This window comes from Agrobacterium rosae (genome assembly GCF_002915175.1).
GTDB classification, from domain to species: Bacteria; Pseudomonadota; Alphaproteobacteria; order Rhizobiales; family Rhizobiaceae; genus Agrobacterium; species Agrobacterium rosae.
In genome coordinates this window covers 240,005-263,753 of sequence record NZ_NXEJ01000002.1, presented here as the reverse complement: position 1 = coordinate 263,753, position 23,749 = coordinate 240,005, and the positions used below count along the sequence as shown (strand labels likewise).

Below are 23,749 nucleotides of genomic sequence, written 5' to 3'. Positions count from 1 at the left end.
GTTGCATGCGTGTCCGCCCGGTCGAGGCGGATCACATTGTTGATAGACTACAGAATTTGATTTCATAATTGGCGCAGGCGGATTATCGTATTCGTATGCGCCAATTTTGTTTTCATACGTTTCTCATTGCCTGCCTCGGAACCGCTGCCCTCAGCGCCCTTCCCTCCCTTTACGTTTCCGCTGCCCATGCAGCCGATTCGGCAAAGCCGGCGCAAGCAGCGACACCGCCTGACAATCCGCAAAGCGATTCCGTCGGCAACCTGTTTTCCAGCCTGAAAAAAGAACGTGACGCCCAAAAGGCCCGCGTCATCGCCAACGAGATTGTCGGCGCGTGGACAGATTCCGGCAGCGCGACCATCAATCTTTTGATGAAATGGGCGGAAGAAGCAGCTGACGAGAAGCGCAAGGCCGCAGCCTACGACTTTCTCGACCAGGCCATTCTGCTGGAGCCTGACTATGCGGAAGCGTGGTACCGCCGCGCTCTGGTGCATTTTGCCGATGGCGACACCCGCAAGGCGATGTCGGACCTGAACCAGACGCTGGAAAAAGAGCCGCGCTATTTCCCGGCACTCGCCAGCCTCGCCAATATTCTCGAAAGTACGGAGCGCAACGAACTGGCACTGAAAGTGTGGGAACGCTATCTGGCGGTCTACCCCGCCGACAAGGACGCCCAAAAAGAGGCTGGCGACCTTGCGGAGAAGCTTGCGGGCACGCGCAGCTAAACCAGTTTCGACTTACGCCACGCCGATGCGCAGCAGATCATGGAAGTGCACGAGGCCGATGGGGCGATTGTCCTCATCCACCACGATCAGCGCGCCGATGTGATGCTTTTCCAGCGTCGCCAGTGCAGCCGTCGCCAGCACACTCTTGGTCACGGTTTTCGGCTTTACCGTCATGATCTCATCGACAGAGAGTTCCGAGAGATTGCGCGTCAGATTACGCGCCATATCACCCTCGGTGACGATGCCGCAGAGGCGGCCATCATCATCCAGAACCGCCACACAGCCGAAATGCTTGCGCGCCAGAACGCCAACGGCTTCCGGCATTGGCGTACCCTTGGAAACCAGCGGCAAGCGCTCGCCCGTATGCATGATATCGCCGACCAGCGCCAGGCTGGCACCGAGTTTTCCTCCGGGATGAAACACACGGAAATCACCCGCCGTGAAACTGCGCGCTTCCAGAAGAGCAACCGCCAGCGCGTCACCCAGCGCCAGTTGCATCATGGTCGATGTCGTCGGTGCCAAGCCATGCGGGCAGGCTTCCTGCTCATCGGGAATGAGCAGCACGATATCGGACGATTTCGCCAGCGAGCCGTGCTGCGTGCAGGTCATCGCGATCAGTGGAATGGAAAAGCGTCTGGTGTAATTGATGATGCTGCGCAGCTCGACACTCTCGCCACCTTTGGAAATGGCCAGCACCACATCATTGCCACCGATCATGCCAAGGTCGCCGTGATTGGCTTCCGCCGCATGCACGAAGAAGGCAGGTGTTCCCGTTGATGCGAAGGTGGCGGCGAGCTTGGAGCCGATATGACCGCTTTTGCCAACACCGGTGATGATGAGACGCCCATCGGAGTTGCCGATGGCATCGATGGCCTTGCAGAAACCATCGCCAAGGTCGCCCAGAAGCGCTTGTTCCAAAGTGGCCAGGCCGTTTTTCTCAATTGAAACGGTCCGCAACGCGGACTCAACGGCGTGGTTTTCAACCAATGTGACAGCTCTCGTAATCATGCTCGGACTGATACTCTTTTCAGCAAATCGTGTCCATTGGCCAAGTGCAATGACGACGCCTGTTTTAGCGCGTCATCGTTTTTTTGCCCGGCGGTAAATCTGCGGGGCATTCGCCTGCATAATTGCCATCAACCGTGAAAGTCTGCCCTTCTTCATCCATTCTCTCTGCATTTTTGGTCGTGGATCGAAATTGGTAGCGACTTTGAAAATCACCCGAAAACTCCACGATGAGTGCCACTTCGTTGGGAGAACCGTGTTTACACATCGCAGTCAATTTTTGGCCTTTCATAGTTTTATTTATGGACACGCCTTCGCACTCTTGCTCGAAATCACTCCAGACATCGCTATTTATGAAGTTATCTAACCTGTCATCAATACAGGCAGACCAGTTCGCGAATGGATTGTCCTTCGATGTTATAATCCATAGTCCTGCCTTGCGGGACGGCAGATCAGAAGCTACGGCCATGCCGCAGGGCAGCAGCATTAAAATCAAGAGATGGGCCGCACGTCGCAAAAGCCTGTTCAATTTCATTTCCTTGGTTGTCGTAAACTCGTCCAGCGCTCCTATAGACGAGGCAGCGTATCCATTGAAGAGCACGGACGTCTCCGACGCCTTTTTACAGAACGTTAACCATAAAATAACCCGGCGCGGGCAAACTGCCTTTTCATTACGGCACTGTCGATAGTCAAAATCTGCAAAGAAAAACATATGCTTATGGCTTGTAAAAGCTGGCACATGCGGACAATGGCAGACTTACTCTCGGCAGTCATTTGGTCAGAAACGGATAGAAACAAGCATGGTTTTTCACAGCACCGCAAGACGTCTGCCGACGTGGCGGAAAGCAGCCCTGGTGCTGCTGGCTTGTACCGTGCTGTGCCCGGCCACGCTTGGTTTCGCCCAGTCGACAACCCAAACGCAGGCAACCCCGACCGCCAGGCCCCTGACCAGCGCTGACCCCTTCCTCGGCCAGAACGACCTTTCCGTTATCGATCCGGATAGTGCCAGCCGGCAACTGAAAGCGCCCGTTGCGACCGACACGGTTACCACCGGCAGCACGCGGCCGCAGTCCAATCCGGGCGAAGCAATTCCTGAAGATGGCGATCAGGCGATCGAGCCGGTCGATACGCGCGAAAACACCTTCGAGACGACCGTCGATGGCGGCGAGAATGCAACGATAGACGATGGCACGCCGCCCGGCATCCGCATCGGCACACTCACCCTGCGCCCATCGATCAGCCAGACGTTGAACCACGAAAGCAAGACTTTTCCCGGTGGTTCGACCAGCCGAAATTATCTGACGACGGGCATTCGTGGCACCCTGACCAGTGATTGGTCCCGACACGCACTGACGGTAACCGGCGATGGTGCCTACCAGCGCAATCTCGGTGGCAGCAGCGCAGGCGAAGAGCCGAGCGCCAATATCGCCGCAGACCTTCGCCTCGATCTGGGTGATGGAACGCAGGCAAACCTGACTGCCGGATACGCTTTCAGCCGTGAAGACACCAACGATCCCAACGCCGTATCAGGTGCATCCGTCCAGGGTGGCGAACATATATTCACCGCCGGTGCATCGGTTGAGCGCAATGTCGGGATATTGAAGGCCCTCGCCGCACTCGACCTCTCGCGCACCGTTTATACCGATGCAAAGGGCGTCAACGGCCAGGCCATCAGCCTCGCTGACCGTGACCGTTACGGCGCGGATATCAGAGGCCGTCTGGGATACGAGCTTTCCCCTGCCCTCATTCCATTCCTGGAAGTCACGGCGGGCCTGACCAATTATGACCAGAGCCGCGACAACACGGGCTATGAACGCTCGTCCCAATCCTACGGTGCAAAGGTCGGTGCGCAGATCGATCTGGGTGAAAAGCTGAAGGGTGAAGCAGCAGTCGGTTATCTGCGCAAGGGCTATGACGACAGCAGGCTGTCTGCTATCGATGCTTTGACAACTGATGGCAACATCGTCTGGTCGCCGCAGCGTGGCACGGATGTCAGCTTCGGGCTTCGCACCACGATCGAGGATTTCGCTGGCGGATCCCGCGGCGGCTGGATTTCCCGACAGTTCACCACGGGCCTGACACAGCAATTGCGTAGCGATCTTGTCGCACGCCTGACGGCGGGCATAGAGCGCCGCTCTTACCTCACCTCCAGCCTTAACGACGAAACGGAATATGTCGCCGGTGCCGGGCTGACCTGGAGCATCAACCGCTATCTCGATCTGACCACCGACATCGCTTACGAGGTAACGCCGGTTACCGACAATCGCACATGGCGGATCGGTGCCGGGCTGATTCTGAAACGGTAACGGTGATCGGCATGTTCTCCCTCATGCTGAGGCGATTTGTCCCAAGACAAAGCCTCGCAGCATCATTTTAATCCTCATTCCCGGCCTGCATCCTCGCCCTTCGAGGCTGCTCCGGAGTACCTCAGGGTGAGGACGCGATCGCTGCGGATCAATAGAGAGTGGCGCTGAAACGAAAAAACCCGGCGCGACGGCCGGGTTTCTTGTCACTTGATGGCTTGCAGCAAGCACACAGCCTTACTTCAGTCTGCTGACCAGCTTCTTCAACGGCTCTTCGATGGATGGGCGGATGTCCGCACGTTCCAGAGCGAAAGCCAGGTTGGCGAGGATGAAGCCATCCTTGGCACCGCAGTCGAAGGTTTCGCCATCGAAGCGATAACCAGCGAATTCCTGGCTCTTGGCAAGCGACAGCATGCCATCGGTCAGCTGAATTTCGTTGCCGGCACCACGTTCCTGATTTTCAAGAATGTTGAAAATCTCAGGCTGAAGGATGTAGCGACCGTTGATATAGTAGTTCGACGGCGCGGTTCCCTTGGCGGGCTTTTCCACCATTTCAGTGATCTTGAAGCCTTCGCCCACGGTTTCGCCAACGCCGACGATGCCGTATTTATGCGCCTGGTCCGGCTCGCATTCCTGAACGGCGATGACGTTGCCGCCGGTCTGGTCATAGAGATCGACCATGCCCTTGAGGCAGCTTTTCTGGGAGTGCATGATCATATCAGGCAACAGCACGGCGAAAGGCTCGTCACCGACGATATCGCGTGCGCACCATACCGCGTGGCCGAGACCAAGCGGAACCTGCTGGCGCGTGAAGCTTGCCGTACCTGCTTTTGGCAAAATGTTCGACAGAAGCGTCAATTCGGCATTCTTGTTGCGCTCGCGCAGCATCTGCTCGAGTTCGAACTGGATATCGAAATAGTCTTCGATAACGCCTTTTCCACGGCCCGTAACGAACACGAAATGCTCGATACCGGCTTCCGCGGCCTCATCCACCACATATTGGATGACAGGCTTGTCGACAACGGTCAGCATTTCCTTCGGAACCGCTTTGGTTGCAGGCAGGAAACGCGTTCCAAGACCCGCGACTGGGAAAACCGCTTTCCGAATTTTTTTCTGTTCTACCACACATCCCTCCTCAGAGATTCACTGGAGCATTAATCGCACACGACTTTGTTATTTAAAAAGTGGCAAACTTTTGTAAAGGGTGACGATACCTTTGGTTAATGGTAAAGAATTTGTTGACTTTGAGTTGGTATTACATCGATGAGCCCGATGCGTATCTCGCTATCGAAATGACATTCGAGAGAAACGAAAGACTGCCGATGAAAAAGCTGATCCTTTCCACCGTCCGTAAATATGGATGCATGGCACTTGCGGGCATTGCAATTGCCCTTGCGCCTGCAACAGCGAACGCCGACGCAGGCTTCAGACAATGGATCAACCAGTTCTATACCACTGCCGCGAAAGAAGGCATCAGCAAATCGACCTATCAGAAGGCTTTTGCAGGCGTTGACGAGCCGGATCCGGATGCCCTGCGCAAGGCGACCTTCCAGCCAGAATTCACAACCAAGATTTGGGATTACGTCGATAGCCGCGTGAACCCCTATACGGTCCGCATCGGCCGTGAAATGAAGATGAAGCATGCCACCACGCTCAACTGGATCGAGCGCAATTTCAAAGTGGACAAGCACATCATCCTCGCCATCTGGTCGATGGAGTCCAATTACGGCGCAGTTCTGGAAAAGCCGGAACGCCTGCACAATATTCCGCAGGCCTTGGCAACACTTGCCTATTCCGACCCCAAGCGCGGCAAATTTGCGCGCACGCAGCTGATCGCAGCGCTGAAGATTCTGCAAAATGGTGATGTGACGCCAAAGCAGTTGACCGGCTCCTGGGCAGGTGCCATGGGTCATACCCAATTCATTCCCACCAGCTACCTGCTTTACGCTGTCGATGCTGATGGCAACGGCAAGCGCGACATCTGGCACTCCATTCCCGATGCTTTGGCGACCGCCGCCAATCTTCTGGCCAAAAACGGCTGGGAGCCGGGCCGCACCTGGGGTTATGAAACAGCCGTACCAACCGGTGGCGCGCGCTATGAAGGCCAGACGAAAAGCATGGCCGAGTGGCAGAAGCTCGGTTTCGCTCGTCCCAACGGCAAGGGTTTTCCGCGCGGTGCTGACCGTGCCATGCTGAAGATGCAAGGCGGCGGCAACGGCCCCGGCTTCCTGATGACGAAGAACTTCTTCACCATCAAGAAATACAACGCCTCCGACAGCTATGCGCTGGCCGTGGGTCTGCTGGCCGATGAAATTGCCGGAACCGGTGGTATGCAGCAGCGCTGGCCGCGCCCGGACAACACGCTTGATGTAAAAGAAAAGTTCGAATTGCAGACGCGCATGAAAGAACTCGGCTATTATGACGGCGAGGTCGATGGCAATTTCGGCTCCGGCTCCAAGGCTGCGATCAGCGCCATTCAGCGCCGCATGGGCATGGAAAACGATGGCGAACCATCGCGCATGCTGCTCCGCGCCCTGCGCAATTGACAGACTTTGCCAACGGCACCAGTATTAGAAAAAAAATAAAGAACCGTCCGGGAGGTTCACGCCGTGGTGACACAACGCAAAAGTACTATCTGGAGCAAAACACGGCGCAGCGGTGCCGTGTTTCTTGCGCTGGTCATCTGCCTGCCGGTCGTTTCTCAAGATTCGCATGCGCAGGAGATGCGTGAACGTCGCACCCTGTTCGAAATGATGTTTGGCAGCCCGATCAGACGTGATGACCGCATGTACGAACCCGAACGCGGCCAACAACAAAGAATGCGACGTCCGCCACCGCAGCGCGACAACCGCGCCGTGACCCGCCCACCTGCCCCCCGCAAAACGCCATCCGTGGTACAGATGCGGACGGAAAAGCCCGGCCCCGTTGCCAAGCTTGAAAACGCCCGCCGCGTTCTTGTCATCGGCGATTTTCTAGCGGGCGGCATGGGTGAAGCGCTGGTTTCCACCTTCGAAAGCTCCCCCGCCATCACGGTCGATGTCCGCTCCAACGGCTCATCCGGTCTGGTGCGCACGGATTATTACGACTGGTTTTCCAATCTTCCGCAGTTCATCAAAGAAACCAGCCCGGCCACCATCGTCATCATGATGGGCTCCAACGACCGCCAGCAGATGGCGATTGGCGATGTGAAAGAAAAATACGGCACCGATCTCTGGCTCAAGGAATATGAGCGGCGCATCGATGCGTTGATTGCCCTTGCCAAGCGCCAGCAGGTGCCGGTTCTCTGGGTTGGCCTCCCCGCCTTCCAATCCCCATCCCTCACGGCTGATTTCGTTAGCTTCAACCGCCTCTATCGCAACCATATCGAAAAGGCTGGCGGCGAATTCGTCGATGTCTGGGACGGTTTCGTCGATGAAGCCGGCAAGTTCGTAACCACCGGCTATGATGTAAACGGCCAGCAGGCACGCCTGCGTGAAGCCGACGGCATCGGCATGACGCAGGCCGGCAAGCAGAAACTCGCATTCTACGTCGAAAAATTCGTGCGCCGCCACCTGGATGGCGCAGGCCCGGACCTGATGAAACTCGACGGCAGCAACCTGCCCGCCCTCACCTCGCTCCCCGCACTCGGCATCGACGCCCAGCAAGTCCGCACCCAGCCCATCAGCCTGACCGACCCAGACCTCGATGGCGGCGACATCCTGCTGGGAGGCAAAACGCCCCCCAAACTCTCCGTCACGGAATCTCCGCGCGAAAAACTCACCAAACGCGGCCTGATGGACGACGCCCCACTAGGCCGTGTGGATGACTACCGCATGCCAGCACCAGCGGAGACGGCGGCGAAGTAGGAGGCGACGTCATCGTCAAACGTCCACGTGTTCCTCCTCCAACATGAACGTTCAAACTTAACGCTGCCGATTCCGCTGGCAATCTGACCACAACGCTCACCGCCATCGTGAATGCCATAGTCAAGCCGGATCGATGAGCTTTTGCCGTGGAATGATACGGGGCAAACAAACGACTGAAGTCTACTGCTGGCCCAAAGCCGTCATTGCTTGCCACGAAAGATATGGGTCGTGTTATCGCGCTCAATTGGGATAAATCCAATCGTTGGCCAGAATGCTTCCGCCTCTGGGCCTGCGGTATAAAGTACGATCGGGCGATCGAAAGCTTTCGCATGTTCAAGAACAAACAACGCAATCTGTCTGCCAACCCCTAGCCTTCGATAGGCTGGCCGAACATAGAATCGTCTCATACGCAGCCAACCGCTATCCATGAAATCCTGTGTCGTGCCGCCAATACCGGCGACCTCACCATCGATTGTGGCAAGAGCTAGAATTTCCCCTGGGCGCTCAAAGCGATTGGCCCCGCTGCGCCATTCGTCTTGAAGCACAGAAATCATCTCAAAGCCTTCTGCCTCCGCCTCTAGCAGCAATTGATCAAGCTGGTCGGGCAGCTCTACAATCTGCCTAACCACAACAGCATCACGGTCGCCCATCATCCGAATTCCACCTCTGTCAGCGCTGAACCTTCTTTGCTTTGAGCGAGCTGAACCTTTCCTGTCTTGTCGCGCAGAACGATAAAGCGCATCCGCTTTTGGTCGCGAATGGCGTCCACAAATCCATGAATTGTAACGCGATGCCCAATGTAATGGGACAGGTCGGTAATGGCTGGATGGCTTAACGATAAAATATCAGACATGACTTTCTCCGGAAAAGCCGGGAGGAAAAGCCAAAACCTGAAGCCCTTCCGAAACCGGCAGGGCTGTGATGATCAGTAAGCTACGCTAAAATGCGCACACGCCGTCCACGACCCCAAAGGGGCCATTATTATTGACGGCGATGTTACGCTGCGTGCTCATGTTCGTGATCTATGCATAACGGCAGGCCAATGTAAATTACTGAGCGGCGCAAGTATCCGATTTTTGGAAAGAGAAAAGTTCCTGAACGCCAGAAACGGGTCGGTTCCGGTAGAGGGCGAAATGACACTCTAACGGGATAGTCACCTTTTGGCCCTTAGCAGACATCCACCTACTATGCTTTCACCGTGGGTCTGGCAGCAAAAGTGCGTCTGGTGCTGACATAGATCAAATTCTTCTCGGTCGCGTCTGATGTGCGGAGTGTCGCCCCAATCCTTCGGGCAACAGCAATAGAGGCATCATTGTCAGGATGAATGATGTGAACGGCTCCAGTCCACCCAAGTTCGTCAAAAGCCCAGGTCAGGCAGCGGCCCGCTGCCTCTGTAGCATATCCCTTTCCCCGTACTTCACGGCTGAATGCCCAACCGATTTCAAGTCCCGGCCAGCCCGGAGGGGACCATGCACCCGCGCGTCCTACCCAGCAGCCAGTCGCTTTTTCAATGACTGAAAAATTGCTGTATCCTTGAATGCTCCATGCCCCAGTGAAAAGGCAGAGGTTACGCCATGCGCCAACGGCATCCTGCGGTCCGCCGATAAATTGCGTCACTTCTGGATCGGAAAGAAATGCGGTCCAGGCAAGGCGGTCGGCCCCGCTGGGCTGTCGTAAAATAAGGCGCTCCGTTTCGATCATTCGATGCCTCTAATGGGGTGCAAGGCGCAAGCACATACCGCCGAGATGCGACACCGCGGTGACCGCAATTGGCGCAATGCGGCCTTAGCCCTCTACGGCGATTGAAGCGCAATACTCCAGTTAGGTATTATCCACCCAAGGTGGATCAGCACATCTCGTTGGTCAACGTATCGATAATGGCTCACCAAAAAAAGCCTCCGAAGGGCAAACCTTCGGAGGCTTTATTCTTTCAAATACTGGACATCAGCGCGGTAAAAGCGTCTCGCCCATCAGCGCTTCATCAATCGCGCGGGCTGCCTGACGGCCTTCGCGGATGGCCCAGACGACCAGCGATTGGCCACGGCGAACGTCGCCAGCAACCCAGAGCTTGTCGACCGAAGTCTTGTAGTCTTTGTCGTTGGCAACGACGTTGGTGGAGCCGCGGCGATCGGTGTTGAGCGTCAGCTTTCCGTCGAGTTCCTTCAAAACGCTGTCCGTAAACGGGCCGGAGAAGCCGATGGCGATGAAGGCGAGATCGGCCTTGATGATGAATTCCGTGCCGGCAATCGGCTTGCGCGCATCATCCACTTGGCAGCACTTTACGCCCGTCAGCACGCCATCTTCATCACCCACGAATTCAAGTGTCGCCACCTGGAACTCGCGCGCCGCACCTTCGGCCTGCGAAGAGGACGTGCGCATCTTGGTGGCCCAATAGGGCCAGACGGCAAGCTTGTCTTCCTTCTCCGGCGGCATCGGGCGAATGTCGAGCTGGGTTACCTTAACCGCGCCCTGACGGAAGGCCGTGCCGACGCAGTCGGATGCGGTATCACCACCGCCGACAACCACGACATGCTTGCCGCCTGCCAGAATAGGATCGGACGGCCAGCCGATGCTGTCGATGTTTTCACGACCAACGCGGCGATTCTGCTGCACGAGGTATGGCATAGCATCGTGAACGCCGTGGAAATCCGTTCCGCCAATACCGGCAGGACGCGGGGTTTCGGAGCCACCGCAATACAGAACGGCATCGTGATCCGCCGTCAACGTTTCAACGGTCACATCGACACCGACATTAACGCCGTAATGGAAGGTCACACCCTCGCCCTTGATCTGCTCGACGCGGCGATCGATGAAGTTCTTTTCCATCTTAAAGTCGGGAATACCATAACGCAGCAGACCACCCGCCTTGGATTCACGCTCATAGACATGCACATCGTGACCGGCACGACCCAGTTGCTGGGCCGCGGCCAGACCGGACGGGCCCGAACCGATGATGGCGACCTTTTTGCCAGTGTGAACCGTGGCAGGCTTAGGCACGATGAAACCAAGCTCGTAGGCCTTATCCGCAATCGCCTGCTCAACCGTCTTGATCGCGACGGGCGCATCTTCGAGGTTCAGCGTGCAGGCTTCCTCGCAAGGGGCGGGACAGACACGGCCGGTGAACTCCGGGAAGTTGTTGGTAGAATGGAGGTTGCGGATCGCCTCTTCCCAGTTGTTGTTATAGACCAGATCGTTCCAGTCGGGGATCTGGTTATGAACCGGGCAGCCGGTCGGGCCATGGCAATAGGGAATGCCACAGTCCATGCATCGCGCCGCCTGCTTCTGCACTTCGGGGTCCGACATGGGAATGGTGAATTCCCGGAAATGGCGAATACGATCCGACGCCGGCTGATACTTGCCAACCTGACGGTCGATCTCCAGAAAACCTGTAACCTTGCCCATGTTTATATCCTCACATCAAAGTGGAGCGCCTGTCGGGCCCCAGTACCAGTAAGCCCCACCCATGGCGGCCCCTAGCACGATGAATTCAGTTCTGATCTCGCCGCCCATCAAATAGGTCGCCGTGGGAACGGCGACTGCGATCATCAGCGAGATCAGTCGGTGTAGTGTTCTCATGCTGCGAGTTACTCCGCCGCAACACCCATCTTCATCCGTTCCATATCCTCAAGCGCACGGCGGTATTCGACCGGCATGACCTTGCGGAATTTCGGGCGGAACTCGCTCCAGCGGTCGAGGATGTCCTTGGCGCGGTTGGAGTTGGTGTAGTGGAAGTGGTTGGAGATCATCTGGTAGAGGCGCTCCTCGTCGTGGCGCGTCATGTCTTCGGAAACGTCCACACGTCCCTTGTGCATGAGGTCGCCGCCATGATGGTGCAGCTTTTCCAGCATGTCGTCTTCTTCCGGCACCGGCTCCAGCTCGACCATGGCCATGTTGCAGCGCTTGGCGAAATCGCCCTGCTCATCCAACACATAGGCCACGCCGCCGGACATGCCGGCTGCGAAGTTGCGGCCGGTTTCACCCAAGACAACGACGATACCGCCGGTCATATATTCGCAGCCATGGTCGCCCACGCCTTCGACAACGGCGATGGCACCGGAGTTGCGAACGGCAAAACGCTCACCCGCCACACCACGGAAGTAGCACTCGCCGGTGATGGCACCGTACAGCACGGTGTTGCCGACAATGATGGAGTTTTCCGCAACGATGCGGGCATTTTCCGGCGGACGCACGATGATGCGGCCACCCGACAGACCCTTGCCGACATAGTCGTTACCATCGCCCACCAGATCAAAGGTGATGCCGCGTGCGAGGAACGCGCCGAAGGACTGACCCGCCGTACCGCGCAGCAGCACGTGGATGGTGTCGTCCTTCAGGCCCTTATGACCCCAACGCTTGGCAAGCGCGCCTGAGAGCATGGCACCGGCAGAGCGGTCGACGTTCTTGATCGGCACTTCGAAGACCACTGGCTCGCGGTTTTCGAGAGACGGCATCGACTTCTCGATCAGCTTGCGGTCGAGAATATCGTCGATCGGGTGCTTCTGGCGCTCGGTCCAGTAGGTTGCGGCCTTCGGTGCATCGACCTTGTGGAAGATGCGGCTGAAGTCGAGTCCCCTAGCTTTCCAGTGAGCCAGCATCTCATCCTTTTCGAGCAGTTCGGAAGCGCCGATGATCTCATCCAGCTTGGACACACCCAGCGAGGCGAGGATTTCGCGCACTTCTTCAGCGACGAAGAAGAAATAGTTGATGACGTGTTCCGGTGCACCCTTGAAGCGCTTGCGCAGAACCGGGTCCTGCGTGGCAACGCCCACAGGGCAGGTGTTGAGGTGGCACTTGCGCATCATGATGCAACCAGCCGCGATCAGCGGAGCCGTCGCAAAGCCGAATTCGTCGGCTCCCAGCAACGCGCCGATGATGACATCGCGGCCCGTCTTCAAGCCGCCATCCACCTGCAAGGCGATGCGCGACCGAAGGCCGTTCATAACCAGCGTCTGCTGTGTCTCGGCAAGGCCGATTTCCCAAGGGGAACCGGCATGCTTGAGCGAGGTGAGCGGCGACGCACCCGTGCCGCCATCGAAACCGGAGACGGTGATATGGTCCGCACGCGCCTTGGCAACACCGGCAGCAACCGTACCGACGCCGACTTCGGAAACGAGCTTGACGGACACATCGGCTTCCGGGTTGACGTTCTTCAGGTCGTAGATCAGCTGCGCCAGATCTTCGATGGAGTAGATATCGTGGTGCGGCGGTGGCGAGATGAGGCCGACGCCCGGCGTGGAGTGACGCGTCTTGGCAACCGTCGCGTCCACCTTGTGGCCGGGCAACTGACCGCCTTCGCCGGGCTTTGCACCCTGCGCGACCTTGATCTGCAACATATCCGCGTTGACGAGATATTCCGTCGTCACACCGAAACGACCAGAGGCGATCTGCTTGATGGCGGAGCGTTCCGGGTTCGGCTTGCCGTTCAGAAGCGGCAGGTAACGGTCGGATTCTTCGCCGCCCTCACCCGTGTTCGACTTGCCACCAATGCGGTTCATGGCAATGGCAAGCGTGGTGTGCGCCTCACGGCTGATGGAGCCGAAGGACATGGCACCGGTGGAGAAGCGCTTGACGATATCGACAGCAGGCTCGACCTCATCGACAGAGATCGGCTTACGGCCCAAAGCTTCCGCGCCCTTGACCTTGAACAGACCGCGAATGGTGTTCATGCGCAGGTTGGTGTCGTTCACCATCTCGGCGAATTCCCGGTAACGTTCCTGGCTGTTGCCACGCACGGCGTGCTGCAAGGTGGCAACCGCGTCCGGGCTCCAGGCATGGTTTTCGCCACGCATGCGATAGGCATATTCGCCACCGATATCCAGCGTGCTGGCGAGGATCGGGTCCTTGCCGAAGGCGTCGGTGTGACGCGACACGGTTTCCTCGGCAATTTCCTTCAGGCCAACGCCTTCAATCTGCGTGGCGGTGCCGAAGAAATACTGTTCGATGAACTCCGAAGACAGGCCGATGGCATCGAAAATCTGCGCGCCGCAATAGGACTGGTAGGTGGAAATGCCCATCTTGGACATGACCTTGAGAATGCCCTTACCGACCGCCTTGATGTAGCGATAAACCACTTCATCATCAGACACTTCCTTCGGAAATGCATTGTGCTTGTGCATGTCCAAAAGCGTATCGAAGGCGAGATAGGGGTTGATGGCTTCGGCACCGTAACCTGCCAGCAGGCAGAAATGGTGCACTTCGCGCGGCTCGCCGGTTTCGACAACGAGGCCGACCGAGGTGCGCAGGCCCTTGCGGATCAGGTGGTGGTGCACGGCAGCGGTTGCCAGCAGCGCCGGAATTGCGATGCGGTCCGGCCCCAACTGACGGTCGGAGAGAACGATGATGTTGTAGCCACCGCGAACAGCGGATTCCGCACGTTCACACAGGCGGTCCAGCATCTCAGGCATGCCTTCGGCTCCACGCTCCACAGCGTAGGTGAAGTCCAAAGTCTTGGTATCGAAACGGTCCTCGGTGTGGCCGATGGAGCGTATCTTTTCCAGATCGCCATTGGTCAGGATCGGCTGGCGAACTTCCAGACGCTTGGCGCGGGCAGCACCCTCATGGTCCAGAATGTTCGGGCGCGGACCGATAAAGGAGACAAGGCTCATCACCAGCTCTTCGCGGATCGGGTCAATCGGCGGGTTGGTAACCTGCGCAAAGTTCTGCTTGAAATAGGTGTAAAGCGACTTCGACTTGGACGACATGGCCGAAATCGGCGTATCCGTACCCATGGAGCCGATGGCTTCCTGACCTGTCGTGGCCATGGGCGACATCAGAAGCTTGGTGTCTTCGCTGGTGTAACCAAAGGCCTGCTGACGGTCGAGCAGCGACACGTCGCGACGCAGAGCGCGCGGCTCAACGGGCTTCAGGTCTTCGAGGATCAGTTGCGTGCGATCCAGCCATGTGCGGTACGGATGCTTGGCGGCAAGCTCGTGCTTCACATCCTCATCGGAAATGATCGCACCCTTTTCCATATCGATCAGCAGCATCTTGCCAGGCTGCAAGCGCCACTTCTTGATGATGCGCTCTTCCGGCACCGGCAATGTGCCAGCTTCGGATGCCATGATGATACGGTCATCGTCGGTCACGAGATAACGCGCAGGACGCAGACCGTTGCGGTCCAGTGTCGCGCCGATCTGCTTGCCATCGGTAAAGGCAACGGCAGCTGGGCCATCCCATGGCTCCATCAGCGCTGCATGGTATTCGTAAAACGCCTTGCGTTCCGGCGACATAGACTGGTTGCCCGCCCAGGCCTCGGGGATCAGCATCATCACGGCATGCGCCATGGAGTAGCCGCCGCGCACGAGGAATTCGAGCGCGTTGTCGAAGCAGGCGGTGTCCGATTGTCCCTCATAGGAAATCGGCCAAAGCTTGGAGATGTCTTCACCAAACAGCGGCGAGGCAACAGACGCCTGACGCGCCGCCATCCAGTTGACGTTGCCGCGCAGCGTGTTGATTTCGCCGTTGTGGGCCACCATGCGGTACGGGTGCGCAAGCTTCCACGATGGGAAAGTGTTGGTCGAGAAGCGCTGGTGAACGAGGGCTACAGCGCTTTCGAAACGCGGATCGGCCAAGTCCTTATAATAGGCACCGACCTGATAGGCCAAGAACATCCCCTTATAAACGATGGTCGAGGAGGACAGCGAAACAGGATAGAAATCCTGCGCTTCCTTGCCGCCGCCCGCATCGTAAATGGTGTTGGAAATGACCTTGCGGATCAAGAACAGCTGACGCTCGAAATCGGCATTGGTGGCGGCATCACGGCCCGCGCCGATAAAGACTTGCACATGGTGCGGCTCGGTCGCGGCAATGTCTGGCGCTTCCGACAGTGAGGAATTGTCGACCGGCACATCACGGAAGCCAAGGAACTGCTGACCGGCATCGGCGACGACGTCGATGATGACCTTCTTATAGTGCTCGATCTGGGCTGCATCGCGCGACATGAAGATGTGGCCAACGGCATATTCGCCAGCCTTCGGCAATGTCACGCCCTGAAGCGCCATTTCCTCGCGGAAGAACTTGTCGGGGATCTGCACCAGAATGCCCGCGCCATCGCCCATCAGGGGATCGGCACCGACAGCACCACGGTGGGTCAGGTTTTCGAGAATGAACAGGCCGTCCTTGACGATCTGGTGCGACTTCTGACCCTTCATATGGGCCACGAAGCCGACGCCGCAGGCATCATGCTCATTGCGCGGATCATAAAGACCCTGCTTTGGAGGCAGACCACCAATCGTCGCGCGCACAGCAGCCTTCGGCTGGGCGCTAGTCGGACAGTCATTGGTCAAGGTAGCAGCGGCGTTTTCGCCTTCCAGCTTGATCGTCATTTTTCGTCCCTCCTGCAACAGGTTGCATGGCTTCACGCAGAGAGGCGGATGCTCAACCTCTTCACCGTTCCCGGATAATGGCTTCGCGTCCGCTTGTCAATTTAGGACAGCAATGCTGTCTCAATTCTTCTGAGATTTTGACAGAAACAGCTACGCTCTGCAAGTCCACCTCAACATTTTATAGACACAGAAAATGACGCTATATGTCTCGGTCGTGAATCTTCGCGCAATTTTCTTCCGACAAAGCGACGAAATCATTGCTTTCATTGCTGGATTTGCGTTCCATGCGATAAGGCCATAGAACGACAATCGTTTGGCAGTCCGGCCACTCCCAACTCATCGAAAGTGCAGACCCATGTTTTTTGCTTCCGACAACTGGGCAGGCGCCCACCCCGCAATCAATGAGCGGTTGATGAAGGAATCCACCCGGTTCGCCGCCGCTTACGGCACAAGCGAGCTGGACCGCGCCATCGAAAAGCGCTTCAACGAAATTTTCGAACGCGAAGTCGCCGTGTTCTTCGTCGGCACCGGCACCGCTGCCAATTCTCTGGCCATGGCCAGCGTCGCCCGCCCCGGCGGCATCGCCTTTTGTCACTCCGAAGCCCATGTCATCGAAGATGAATGTGGCGCGCCGGTGTACTTCTCCAACGCCTCACGCCTGATGCCCGTAGCCGGACCCAACGGCAAAATGCTGCCAAAGAACCTGGAAGCCGCCATCGGTCGCTTTCCACCCGGCTCCATTCATCAGGGCCAGCCGATGCTGGTGACAGTAACACAGGCGACGGAACAAGGCACGGTCTACGAGCTCGATGAAATCGACGCCATTTCGAAAATCGCCAAAAATGCCGGTGTGCCGCTGCACATGGATGGCGCGCGTTTCGGCAACGCCATGATCGCGCTCGACACCACGCCGGCGGAAATGACATGGAAGCGCGGCGTCGATATCCTGTCCTTCGGCGCAACCAAGAACGGTTGCTGGTGCGCGGAAGCCATTGTCTACATGGATCCGAAAACGGCAGAAGACCTGCCCTTCATCCGCAAGCGCTCCGCCCAGCTTTTCTCCAAAACCCGCTTCATGGCCGCCCAATTCGACGCCTATTTCAAGGACAACCTGTGGCTTGAACTGGCCGCCCACGCCAACGCCATGGCAACCCGCCTGCGTAACGGCCTGTCGGCCTCCAACAGCGCGCGGCTGGCATGGCCGACCCAGTCAAACGAGCTTTTCGTGGTGCTGAACAAGGCCAAGGCCAAGGCGGCAAAAGAAGCCGGTGCCAGCTTCTACGATTGGCCGGTGCCGCACGACATGCCAGAACCTGTCGGCGAAAACGAACAGTTGATCCGCCTTGTGACCAGCTTTGCGACGCTGGAAAACGACGTGGATGATTTCCTGCGGATTTGCGGCGGGGCTTAGACCTAAGTTTATTCCGTCACCCCGCACTTGATGCGGGGTCCAGTGCGATCAAGTCCTTGATCGCAAAAGACTCTTCTGCGCCGCAGACGCGGCGCACTGGATTCCGGCTCAAGGCCGGAATGACGGAGGATGAGACGTGTCTGTTGACGTCGACTGAGATTCAACAATCAGTCTCGCTGCCGTGGCTTAAACGCCCGGCACCATCCCCTTCGCCATCACCAACTTCGACAGCGCCTCCACCAGTTCCGCATCTGCCCCTTTCCTCGGCTGAAGCACGAACTCCACGTCTTCCAACACGGGCAGCGTGCCCTTCGGCAGTTCTCGTAAACCGGATGGTGCCATGCTGCGAGGCTGCACCAGAACGCCCATTCCGGCACGGGCGGCGGCGGTTAGGCCGCTGAGGCTGGCGCAGGTGCAGACGATGCGCCAGGCGACACCGGCGCGGTCCAGCGCTTCCTACGCTGCCTTGCGGGTGATGCTGGGTGGTGGAAAGGCGATAAGCGGTAGGGCGTTTTCTCGCGACAGGACAGCGTCAGGGTCTTTCGCCAGCCACACCAGAGGCTCACGGTAGAGAAAGTGGCCGAGGTGATCGCCCAGCCGCCTTTTGGCGAGCACGACATCCAGCTCGCCATTATCCTGCATTTCGTAAAGAGAGCCGCTGAGTGCCACCGTCAGTTCCAGATCGACCAGCGGATAAAGCCGTGTGAACTCCTCGAGAATAACTGTTAGACGGCTGGCAACGAAATCCTCGGATACGCCGAGGCGCAGGCGGCCACGCAGCTTGCTTTCACCGAAGAGGGCGGCGACCTTGTTGTTGATGTCGAGCATGCTGCGAGCATATCCCAGCAGCGCCTCCCCTTCCGGGGTCAATCGAACCCTGTGCGTATCACGCGCAATCAACCGTTGCCCCAGAAACGCCTCCAGCCTTTGAATATGCTGGCTGAGCGTCGATTGACCGATGCCCAGCCGTTCTGCGGCGTGGGTAAAACTCATGGTTTGTTCCAGCGTCACGAAGCTGGCAAGGTGCTGAAGATTGAGCATCGTTATCTCACATCATGATAACTGTTAGTTTTTGCATCTGCTTTCATGATGAGCGATAATGCCCATCAGTTCAATGCAAAACCGAAAAAACGAGAGCACGCCGCCATGAGCCGCTTCCTGCCCGACCGCTTCACCATGATGCTGGTCGCCACCGTCATCATCGCATCTTTCCTGCCCGTCAGCGGAGACGCCGCCGATTACTTCGGCATCGCCACCAAATGCGCGATTGCTCTTTTATTCTTTCTGCACGGCGCGCGTTTGTCCCGCGACGTGGTGATCGCTGGCATTCTGCACTGGCGTTTGCATCTGGTCATCCTGTTTGTCACCTTCGGCCTGTTTCCACTGATTGGCGTTGGCCTCGGTTATATCCCGCAGAGCATTCTGCCCGCTCCGCTTTATATGGGCGTTCTGTTTCTCTGCGTGCTGCCCTCCACCGTGCAATCCTCCATCGCCTTCACCTCGATGGCTGGCGGAAATGTTCCAGCGGCGATCTGCTCCGCATCGGCGTCGAATATTTTCGGCATGTTCCTGACGCCGCTTTTGGTTGGCCTTTTGTTTACCGTGGGTGGCCATGGCGGCGGATTTTCGCTGGATGCGTTCGGACAGATCTTCCTGCAATTGCTGGCACCATTTATCGTGGGTCAAGCCTTGCAGCCATGGATCGGCGATTGGATCCGCGCGCGCAAAAAGCTGCTGGCACCCGTGGATCGCGGCTCAATTCTGATGGTGGTCTATCTGGCGTTCAGTGAAGCGGTTATCGAAGGCATCTGGCACCAGTTCACTCTGCGCGACATCGGCGTCGTCATCGGCATCGACATGGCTCTGCTTGCCGTGGTCCTCTGCATCACCATGTTCGGTAGCCGCCTGCTCGGCTTCAACAAAGAAGACGAAATCACCATCACCTTCTGCGGTTCGAAGAAGAGCTTGGCGAGTGGCGTACCGATGGCAGGGGCAATCTTTGCTGGCCAGAGCATCGGCGCGATCGTCCTGCCCCTCATGCTGTTTCACCAGATCCAGTTGATGGCCTGCGCCGTGATCGCGCAACGATATGCTAGCAAGGCGAAGAAAATCGAGACGCAGAAAACCGCAGAGATTGCGCTTGCGCCGGAACAAACAAAAACGGCCCTGCAATGAGGGCCGTTTCGTCAGGCTTTGCGATAGAGGCTTAGTTGACCTGAGAAGGCGTAACCTGCGCTTCGATCTGCTTTGGCTCATCCGTCACGTCTGAAACAATCGCGATGCGGCGCGGTTTCATGGCTTCGGGAATGTTGCGTAAGAGATCGATGTGGAGCAGGCCGTTCTTCAGAGAGGCGTTCTGAACCTCGACGTGATCGGCAAGCTGGAAGCGGCGCTCGAAGGCGCGCTTGGCGATACCGCGATAGAGGAATTCGCCTTCGCTCTCCTTGTTTTCTTCTGCCTTCTCGGCCTTGACGGTCAAGACATTGGCGCGGGACTCGATGCTGAGCTCGCTTTCGTCAAAACCGGCAACGGCCATGGTGATGCGGTAGGAGCTTTCGCCGGTGCGCTCTATGTTATAGGGCGGATAGGCTTGCGCCTGTTCCGGCTGACCAATGCCGTCGAGCATGGAAAAAAGGCGGTCGAAACCGACTGTGGAGCGGTAAAGCGGTGAAAAATCAACGTGACGCATGGTGTCCTCCTGTGAGCGACTGTTTGCGGTTAAAGTCTTCACCCCGATTGGGCGGCGAAGACCCGGATACGGCCCCGTTCTGGCGACCGTAACCAAGAGATGGGAAGGCTTTTGAGCAAGTTCAAGAGATGTCGTGACGCTGAATATGCCTGAACATCATCTGAACGGGCGGTTCCGAAATCGTTCAGTTTCACAACGCTATTCATCAGGGCATCGGAGACAACCTCCGGCGACAGAAGATATTGTCCCTTTCTTCTGTCACATTCGCCGGAACCGCGACTGCTAAGCCCGACGGTTCCGGCAATTTTTCCTTTGACGTGCAAAGACGCGCAACTTATCCCGTTGTGAAACACCTTTCAGTGCCAAGTCGGAACCACCATCCATGACCGAAGCCATTTTGCATGCGACCAAGGGCAACCCCGTGCCTGAGAACCATTTCGCAGGCTATTTCACCGGTCATAAAAACAAGAAGCTGCGCTATTCGGTCTTTCGCTCCAGCCAGTCCGTGGCGCGCGGCACGATTGTTCTGCTGCATGGCCGCAATGAATGTATCGAGAAATATTTCGAGACGATCAACGATCTGACCGCCAAGGGTTTCTGGATCGCCACCTTCGATACCCGCGGTCAGGGCGGATCGGAACGATTGTTGAAGAAAGCCCATGCCGGATATGTCCGGCGCTTTTCCGATTACCAGAAGGATATTTCGCTGTTTCTGGAGCAGGTTGTTCTGCCGGATACGCGCCTGCCATTCTTCATGATTGCCCATTCCACGGGCGGATTGGCAGCACTGTCCATGGCCCCGACACTTTCCAACCGCATAGAGCGCATGGTGCTGACCGCGCCCTTCATCACGCTGGGCGGGCAATCCGTACCGAAACCCTGGATCAGAGCCATCGCCACGTGCCTTAGCATGATCGGACTTGGCGGCGTTCAACTGGGAAAAGACCAGCGCGAGAGGCATTTCGAGGGCAACCCCCTGACCTCGGACCCGGTTCGCTTTGCCCGCAATGCCTCCATCGGCCTCGAACATCCCGAACTCTTCATTGGCGCACCCACGGCGCGCTGGCTGTTTGAAGTGCTGAAAACAATGCCCTGGGTCATCCGGCAGGATCACCTCACCAAAATCACCGTACCCACCCTGCTTCTGGCCCCCGTGCTGGATGCCATCACGCCCTATGCGGCGCAGGAGGAGCTATCGCGTAACTTCCGGGCCGCGCAACTTATCCCCGTCACGGGTGCGCGCCACGAGCTGCTGCTGGAGCGAGACGTCTATCGCAACCAGGCGCTAGCCGCCATCGATGCGTTTTTTGCGCCGGACGCCTGATCTTAAAGTCCGACGCCTGCAAGCCTTGGCAAGATAAAAACAATGCTGCAAGACTTGGACGCGCGCTCGCGGCGCGTTGCAGATTTTCCGTGCCCAAAAGCCTGAAATCCTGGGGAGGAGACAGATGACAGACAACACGCCTTTATGGACGCCATCAGAAGCGTTTCAGCGGTCGACGCCGATCTATGCCTTCATGCAGCATTGCAACGCCACCTTCGCGCAAAACATGACCAGCTACTCGGATTTGCACGCATGGTCGGTGGATCAGAGTGCCGATTTCTGGACAGCGGTTTGGGATTTCTGCGAAATCAAAGGGCATCGGGGCGAGCGGGCATTGATCAACGGCGAGCAGATGCTGGACGCAGCATTTTTCCCCGATGCCACGCTGAATTTTGCAGAAAACCTGCTGTCCACCAAGGGCAGCGCCGATGCCATCATATTTCGCGCGGAAGACAGGGCGTCCGACCGCTGGTCCTGGGACCACCTGCATGAGCAGGTCTCGAAGCTCCAGCAGGCGCTCAAGGCGCTCGGCATCGCACCCGGCGACCGTATAGCCGCGATGATGCCGAACCTGCCTGAGACGGTGGCCTGTATGCTGGCGGCAACATCCATCGGTGCCATCTGGTCCTCCTGCTCACCGGACTTTGGCGAACAGGGCGTGATGGATCGCTTCGGGCAGATCGAGCCCAAACTGTTCATCGCCTGCAGCGGTTATTGGTATAATGGCAAGCTTCTGAACGTTGCCGATAAGGTCGGAGGCATCGCCCGACGTCTCGGCTGTCCCACCTTGATCGTGCCCTATGCCGGTGGCGTGACATCCGCGCTTGAAACCACCGACGGTGCGCGTTTGCTGGAAGATCTCATCCAGCCTTTCACGGCAAAACCTGTCGAGTTTACACAGCTACCCTTTTCGCACCCGCTCTTCATTCTGTTTTCCTCGGGAACGACGGGCATTCCCAAATGCATCGTCCACTCTGCCGGCGGCTCGTTGCTGCAACTGATGAAGGAACACCGGCTGCATTGCGGCGTCGTTCCGGGCGAACATATTTTCTACTTCACGACGTGTGGCTGGATGATGTGGAACTGGCTGGTGGCGGGTCTGGCGGCCGGGGCAACCATCTGCCTCTATGATGGCTCTCCCTTCGCACCTGACGGCAACGTCCTGTTCGATTATGCGCAGACTGAACAATTCACCCTCTTCGGCACCTCCGCCAAATATATCGATGCCGTCCGCAAGAGCGGCCTCACACCCATCACCACCCATGATCTGACGTCACTACGGCTGATGACTTCCACCGGCTCCCCCTTGTCGCCGGAAGGTTTTTCATTCGTCTATGAGGGGATCAAAGCCGATGTTCAGCTTGCGTCCATTTCCGGCGGCACGGACATCGTATCGTGCTTCGTGCTCGGCAACCCGCTGTCGCCGGTGTGGCGTGGCGAAATCCAGGGGCCCGGGCTGGGCCTTGCCATCGATGTCTGGGACGAACAGGGACATACGCTCCGTGAGGCCAAGGGCGAACTTGTCTGCACCAAGGCTTTTCCATCCATGCCCGTCATGTTCTGGAACGATCCGGATAGGGCGAAATACAAGGCCGCCTATTTCGAGCGTTTCGACAATGTCTGGTGCCACGGGGATTTCGCGGAATGGACGCAGCATGACGGATTGATCATCCATGGTCGATCCGATGCCACCCTAAACCCCGGCGGCGTGCGCATCGGCACGGCCGAAATCTACAATCAGGTCGAACAGCTTGCCGAGGTGGAAGAGGCAATTTGCATCGGCCAGGATTGGGAAGACGACGTGCGCGTCGTTCTGTTCGTTCGGCTGGCAGCGGGCATTCAGCTCGATGAGAAATTATCGAATGCGATCCGCAACAAAATCCGCATGGGCGCGTCGCCCCGCCATGTTCCGGCAAAGATCATTGCGGTCCCGGATATTCCTCGAACCAAGTCTGGAAAGATCGTCGAGCTTGCCGTTCGCGAGGTCGTTCACGGGCGGACGGTGAAAAATCTTGAGGCTTTGGCAAATCCCGACGCGCTGTCGCATTTTGCAAATCGCACCGAACTACAGACGTGAGTTCACGCTCGTCCTCAAAAGAAAATGGCGGCGCAGGTAACGCCGCCAT

At 57.5% G+C, this 23,749-nt stretch carries 18 protein-coding genes and 1 pseudogene; 8 read left to right on the top strand and 11 right to left on the bottom strand.

Features of this window, described 5'->3' with window-relative positions; all coding sequences use genetic code 11:
- The first annotated feature begins 95 nt into the window (after nucleotides 1-95).
- The gene (locus CPJ18_RS03960) at nucleotides 96-722 is read left to right on the top strand and encodes a tetratricopeptide repeat protein (protein ID WP_103657125.1); all 627 of its coding nucleotides are present in this window, start codon (nucleotides 96-98) and stop codon (nucleotides 720-722) included.
- A 12-nt stretch (nucleotides 723-734) separates the two neighbouring features.
- On the opposite strand, the gene CPJ18_RS03955 is transcribed toward CPJ18_RS03960, so the two are convergent.
- The gene (locus CPJ18_RS03955) at nucleotides 735-1,730 is read right to left on the bottom strand and encodes a KpsF/GutQ family sugar-phosphate isomerase (RefSeq protein ID WP_103657124.1); all 996 of its coding nucleotides are present in this window, start codon (nucleotides 1,728-1,730) and stop codon (nucleotides 735-737) included.
- A gap of 64 nt (nucleotides 1,731-1,794) precedes the next feature.
- The gene (locus tag CPJ18_RS03950; RefSeq protein WP_103657123.1) at nucleotides 1,795-2,439 is read right to left on the bottom strand and encodes a hypothetical protein; all 645 of its coding nucleotides are present in this window, start codon (nucleotides 2,437-2,439) and stop codon (nucleotides 1,795-1,797) included.
- 88 nt (nucleotides 2,440-2,527) lie between these two features.
- On the opposite strand from CPJ18_RS03950, the gene CPJ18_RS03945 reads away from it, so the two are divergent.
- Nucleotides 2,528-4,033, top strand: coding sequence for an outer membrane beta-barrel protein (locus tag CPJ18_RS03945; protein WP_103657122.1), 1,506 nt, complete (start codon nucleotides 2,528-2,530; stop codon nucleotides 4,031-4,033).
- 234 nt (nucleotides 4,034-4,267) lie between these two features.
- Here the strand turns inward: CPJ18_RS03945 and galU are convergent, their stop codons facing one another.
- Nucleotides 4,268-5,155, bottom strand: a complete 888-nt coding sequence (gene galU / locus CPJ18_RS03940) for a UTP--glucose-1-phosphate uridylyltransferase GalU (RefSeq protein ID WP_077105986.1) — start codon at nucleotides 5,153-5,155, stop codon at nucleotides 4,268-4,270.
- A gap of 197 nt (nucleotides 5,156-5,352) precedes the next feature.
- Here galU and CPJ18_RS03935 point away from each other — a divergent pair, with 197 nt between their 5' ends.
- Nucleotides 5,353-6,576: a lytic murein transglycosylase gene (locus CPJ18_RS03935; protein WP_077106031.1), complete on the top strand. Its 1,224-nt coding sequence runs from the start codon at nucleotides 5,353-5,355 to the stop codon at nucleotides 6,574-6,576.
- Between the two features lie 63 nt (nucleotides 6,577-6,639).
- On the top strand, nucleotides 6,640-7,875 hold the full coding sequence (locus CPJ18_RS03930; RefSeq protein WP_421424974.1) for a DUF459 domain-containing protein: 1,236 nt from the start codon (nucleotides 6,640-6,642) through the stop codon (nucleotides 7,873-7,875).
- A gap of 200 nt (nucleotides 7,876-8,075) precedes the next feature.
- On the opposite strand, the gene CPJ18_RS03925 is transcribed toward CPJ18_RS03930, so the two are convergent.
- From CPJ18_RS03925 to gltB, 6 genes are all read right to left on the bottom strand, one after another.
- A complete protein-coding gene (locus CPJ18_RS03925) occupies nucleotides 8,076-8,528 on the bottom strand; it encodes a GNAT family N-acetyltransferase (protein ID WP_077120320.1) in 453 nt (150 codons plus the stop codon).
- On the bottom strand, nucleotides 8,525-8,728 hold the full coding sequence (locus tag CPJ18_RS03920; RefSeq protein ID WP_103657121.1) for an OB-fold nucleic acid binding domain-containing protein: 204 nt from the start codon (nucleotides 8,726-8,728) through the stop codon (nucleotides 8,525-8,527). Before CPJ18_RS03920 ends, CPJ18_RS03925 begins: the two co-directional genes overlap by 4 nt.
- 332 nt (nucleotides 8,729-9,060) lie before the next feature.
- Entirely contained in the window at nucleotides 9,061-9,576 is a 516-nt protein-coding gene (locus CPJ18_RS03915) for a GNAT family N-acetyltransferase (protein ID WP_103657120.1), read from the bottom strand.
- A gap of 243 nt (nucleotides 9,577-9,819) precedes the next feature.
- Nucleotides 9,820-11,277 (bottom strand): glutamate synthase subunit beta, encoded by a 1,458-nt coding sequence (locus CPJ18_RS03910; RefSeq protein ID WP_103657119.1) that lies wholly within the window; start codon nucleotides 11,275-11,277, stop codon nucleotides 9,820-9,822.
- A 15-nt stretch (nucleotides 11,278-11,292) separates the two neighbouring features.
- Nucleotides 11,293-11,451, bottom strand: coding sequence for a hypothetical protein (locus tag CPJ18_RS26750; RefSeq protein WP_153366700.1), 159 nt, complete (start codon nucleotides 11,449-11,451; stop codon nucleotides 11,293-11,295).
- An 8-nt stretch (nucleotides 11,452-11,459) separates the two neighbouring features.
- Nucleotides 11,460-16,199 carry a glutamate synthase large subunit gene (gene gltB, locus CPJ18_RS03905; protein WP_103657118.1) on the bottom strand — a complete coding sequence of 1,580 codons (4,740 nt, stop codon included), beginning with the start codon at nucleotides 16,197-16,199 and terminating at the stop codon, nucleotides 11,460-11,462.
- 355 nt (nucleotides 16,200-16,554) lie between these two features.
- Between gltB and CPJ18_RS03900 the strand changes: the two genes are divergently transcribed.
- A complete protein-coding gene (locus CPJ18_RS03900) occupies nucleotides 16,555-17,610 on the top strand; it encodes a threonine aldolase family protein (RefSeq protein WP_103657117.1) in 1,056 nt (351 codons plus the stop codon).
- 186 nt (nucleotides 17,611-17,796) lie between these two features.
- Here the strand turns inward: CPJ18_RS03900 and CPJ18_RS03895 are convergent.
- A pseudogene (locus CPJ18_RS03895) lies at nucleotides 17,797-18,651 on the bottom strand (LysR substrate-binding domain-containing protein).
- Between the two features lie 105 nt (nucleotides 18,652-18,756).
- Between CPJ18_RS03895 and CPJ18_RS03890 the strand changes: the two are divergent.
- Nucleotides 18,757-19,785 carry a bile acid:sodium symporter family protein gene (locus CPJ18_RS03890; protein WP_103657349.1) on the top strand — a complete coding sequence of 343 codons (1,029 nt, stop codon included), beginning with the start codon at nucleotides 18,757-18,759 and terminating at the stop codon, nucleotides 19,783-19,785.
- A 31-nt stretch (nucleotides 19,786-19,816) separates the two neighbouring features.
- On the opposite strand, the gene CPJ18_RS03885 is transcribed toward CPJ18_RS03890, so the two are convergent.
- Entirely contained in the window at nucleotides 19,817-20,299 is a 483-nt protein-coding gene (locus CPJ18_RS03885; RefSeq protein ID WP_077120333.1) for an Hsp20 family protein, read from the bottom strand.
- Nucleotides 20,300-20,681: 382 nt separating this feature from the next.
- Here CPJ18_RS03885 and CPJ18_RS03880 point away from each other — a divergent pair, with 382 nt between their 5' ends.
- Both CPJ18_RS03880 and CPJ18_RS03875 read left to right on the top strand, forming a co-directional pair.
- The gene (locus CPJ18_RS03880; RefSeq protein ID WP_103657116.1) at nucleotides 20,682-21,623 is read left to right on the top strand and encodes an alpha/beta fold hydrolase; all 942 of its coding nucleotides are present in this window, start codon (nucleotides 20,682-20,684) and stop codon (nucleotides 21,621-21,623) included.
- Between the two features lie 124 nt (nucleotides 21,624-21,747).
- Entirely contained in the window at nucleotides 21,748-23,700 is a 1,953-nt protein-coding gene (locus tag CPJ18_RS03875; RefSeq protein ID WP_103657115.1) for an acetoacetate--CoA ligase, read from the top strand.
- Nucleotides 23,701-23,749 lie beyond the last annotated feature (49 nt).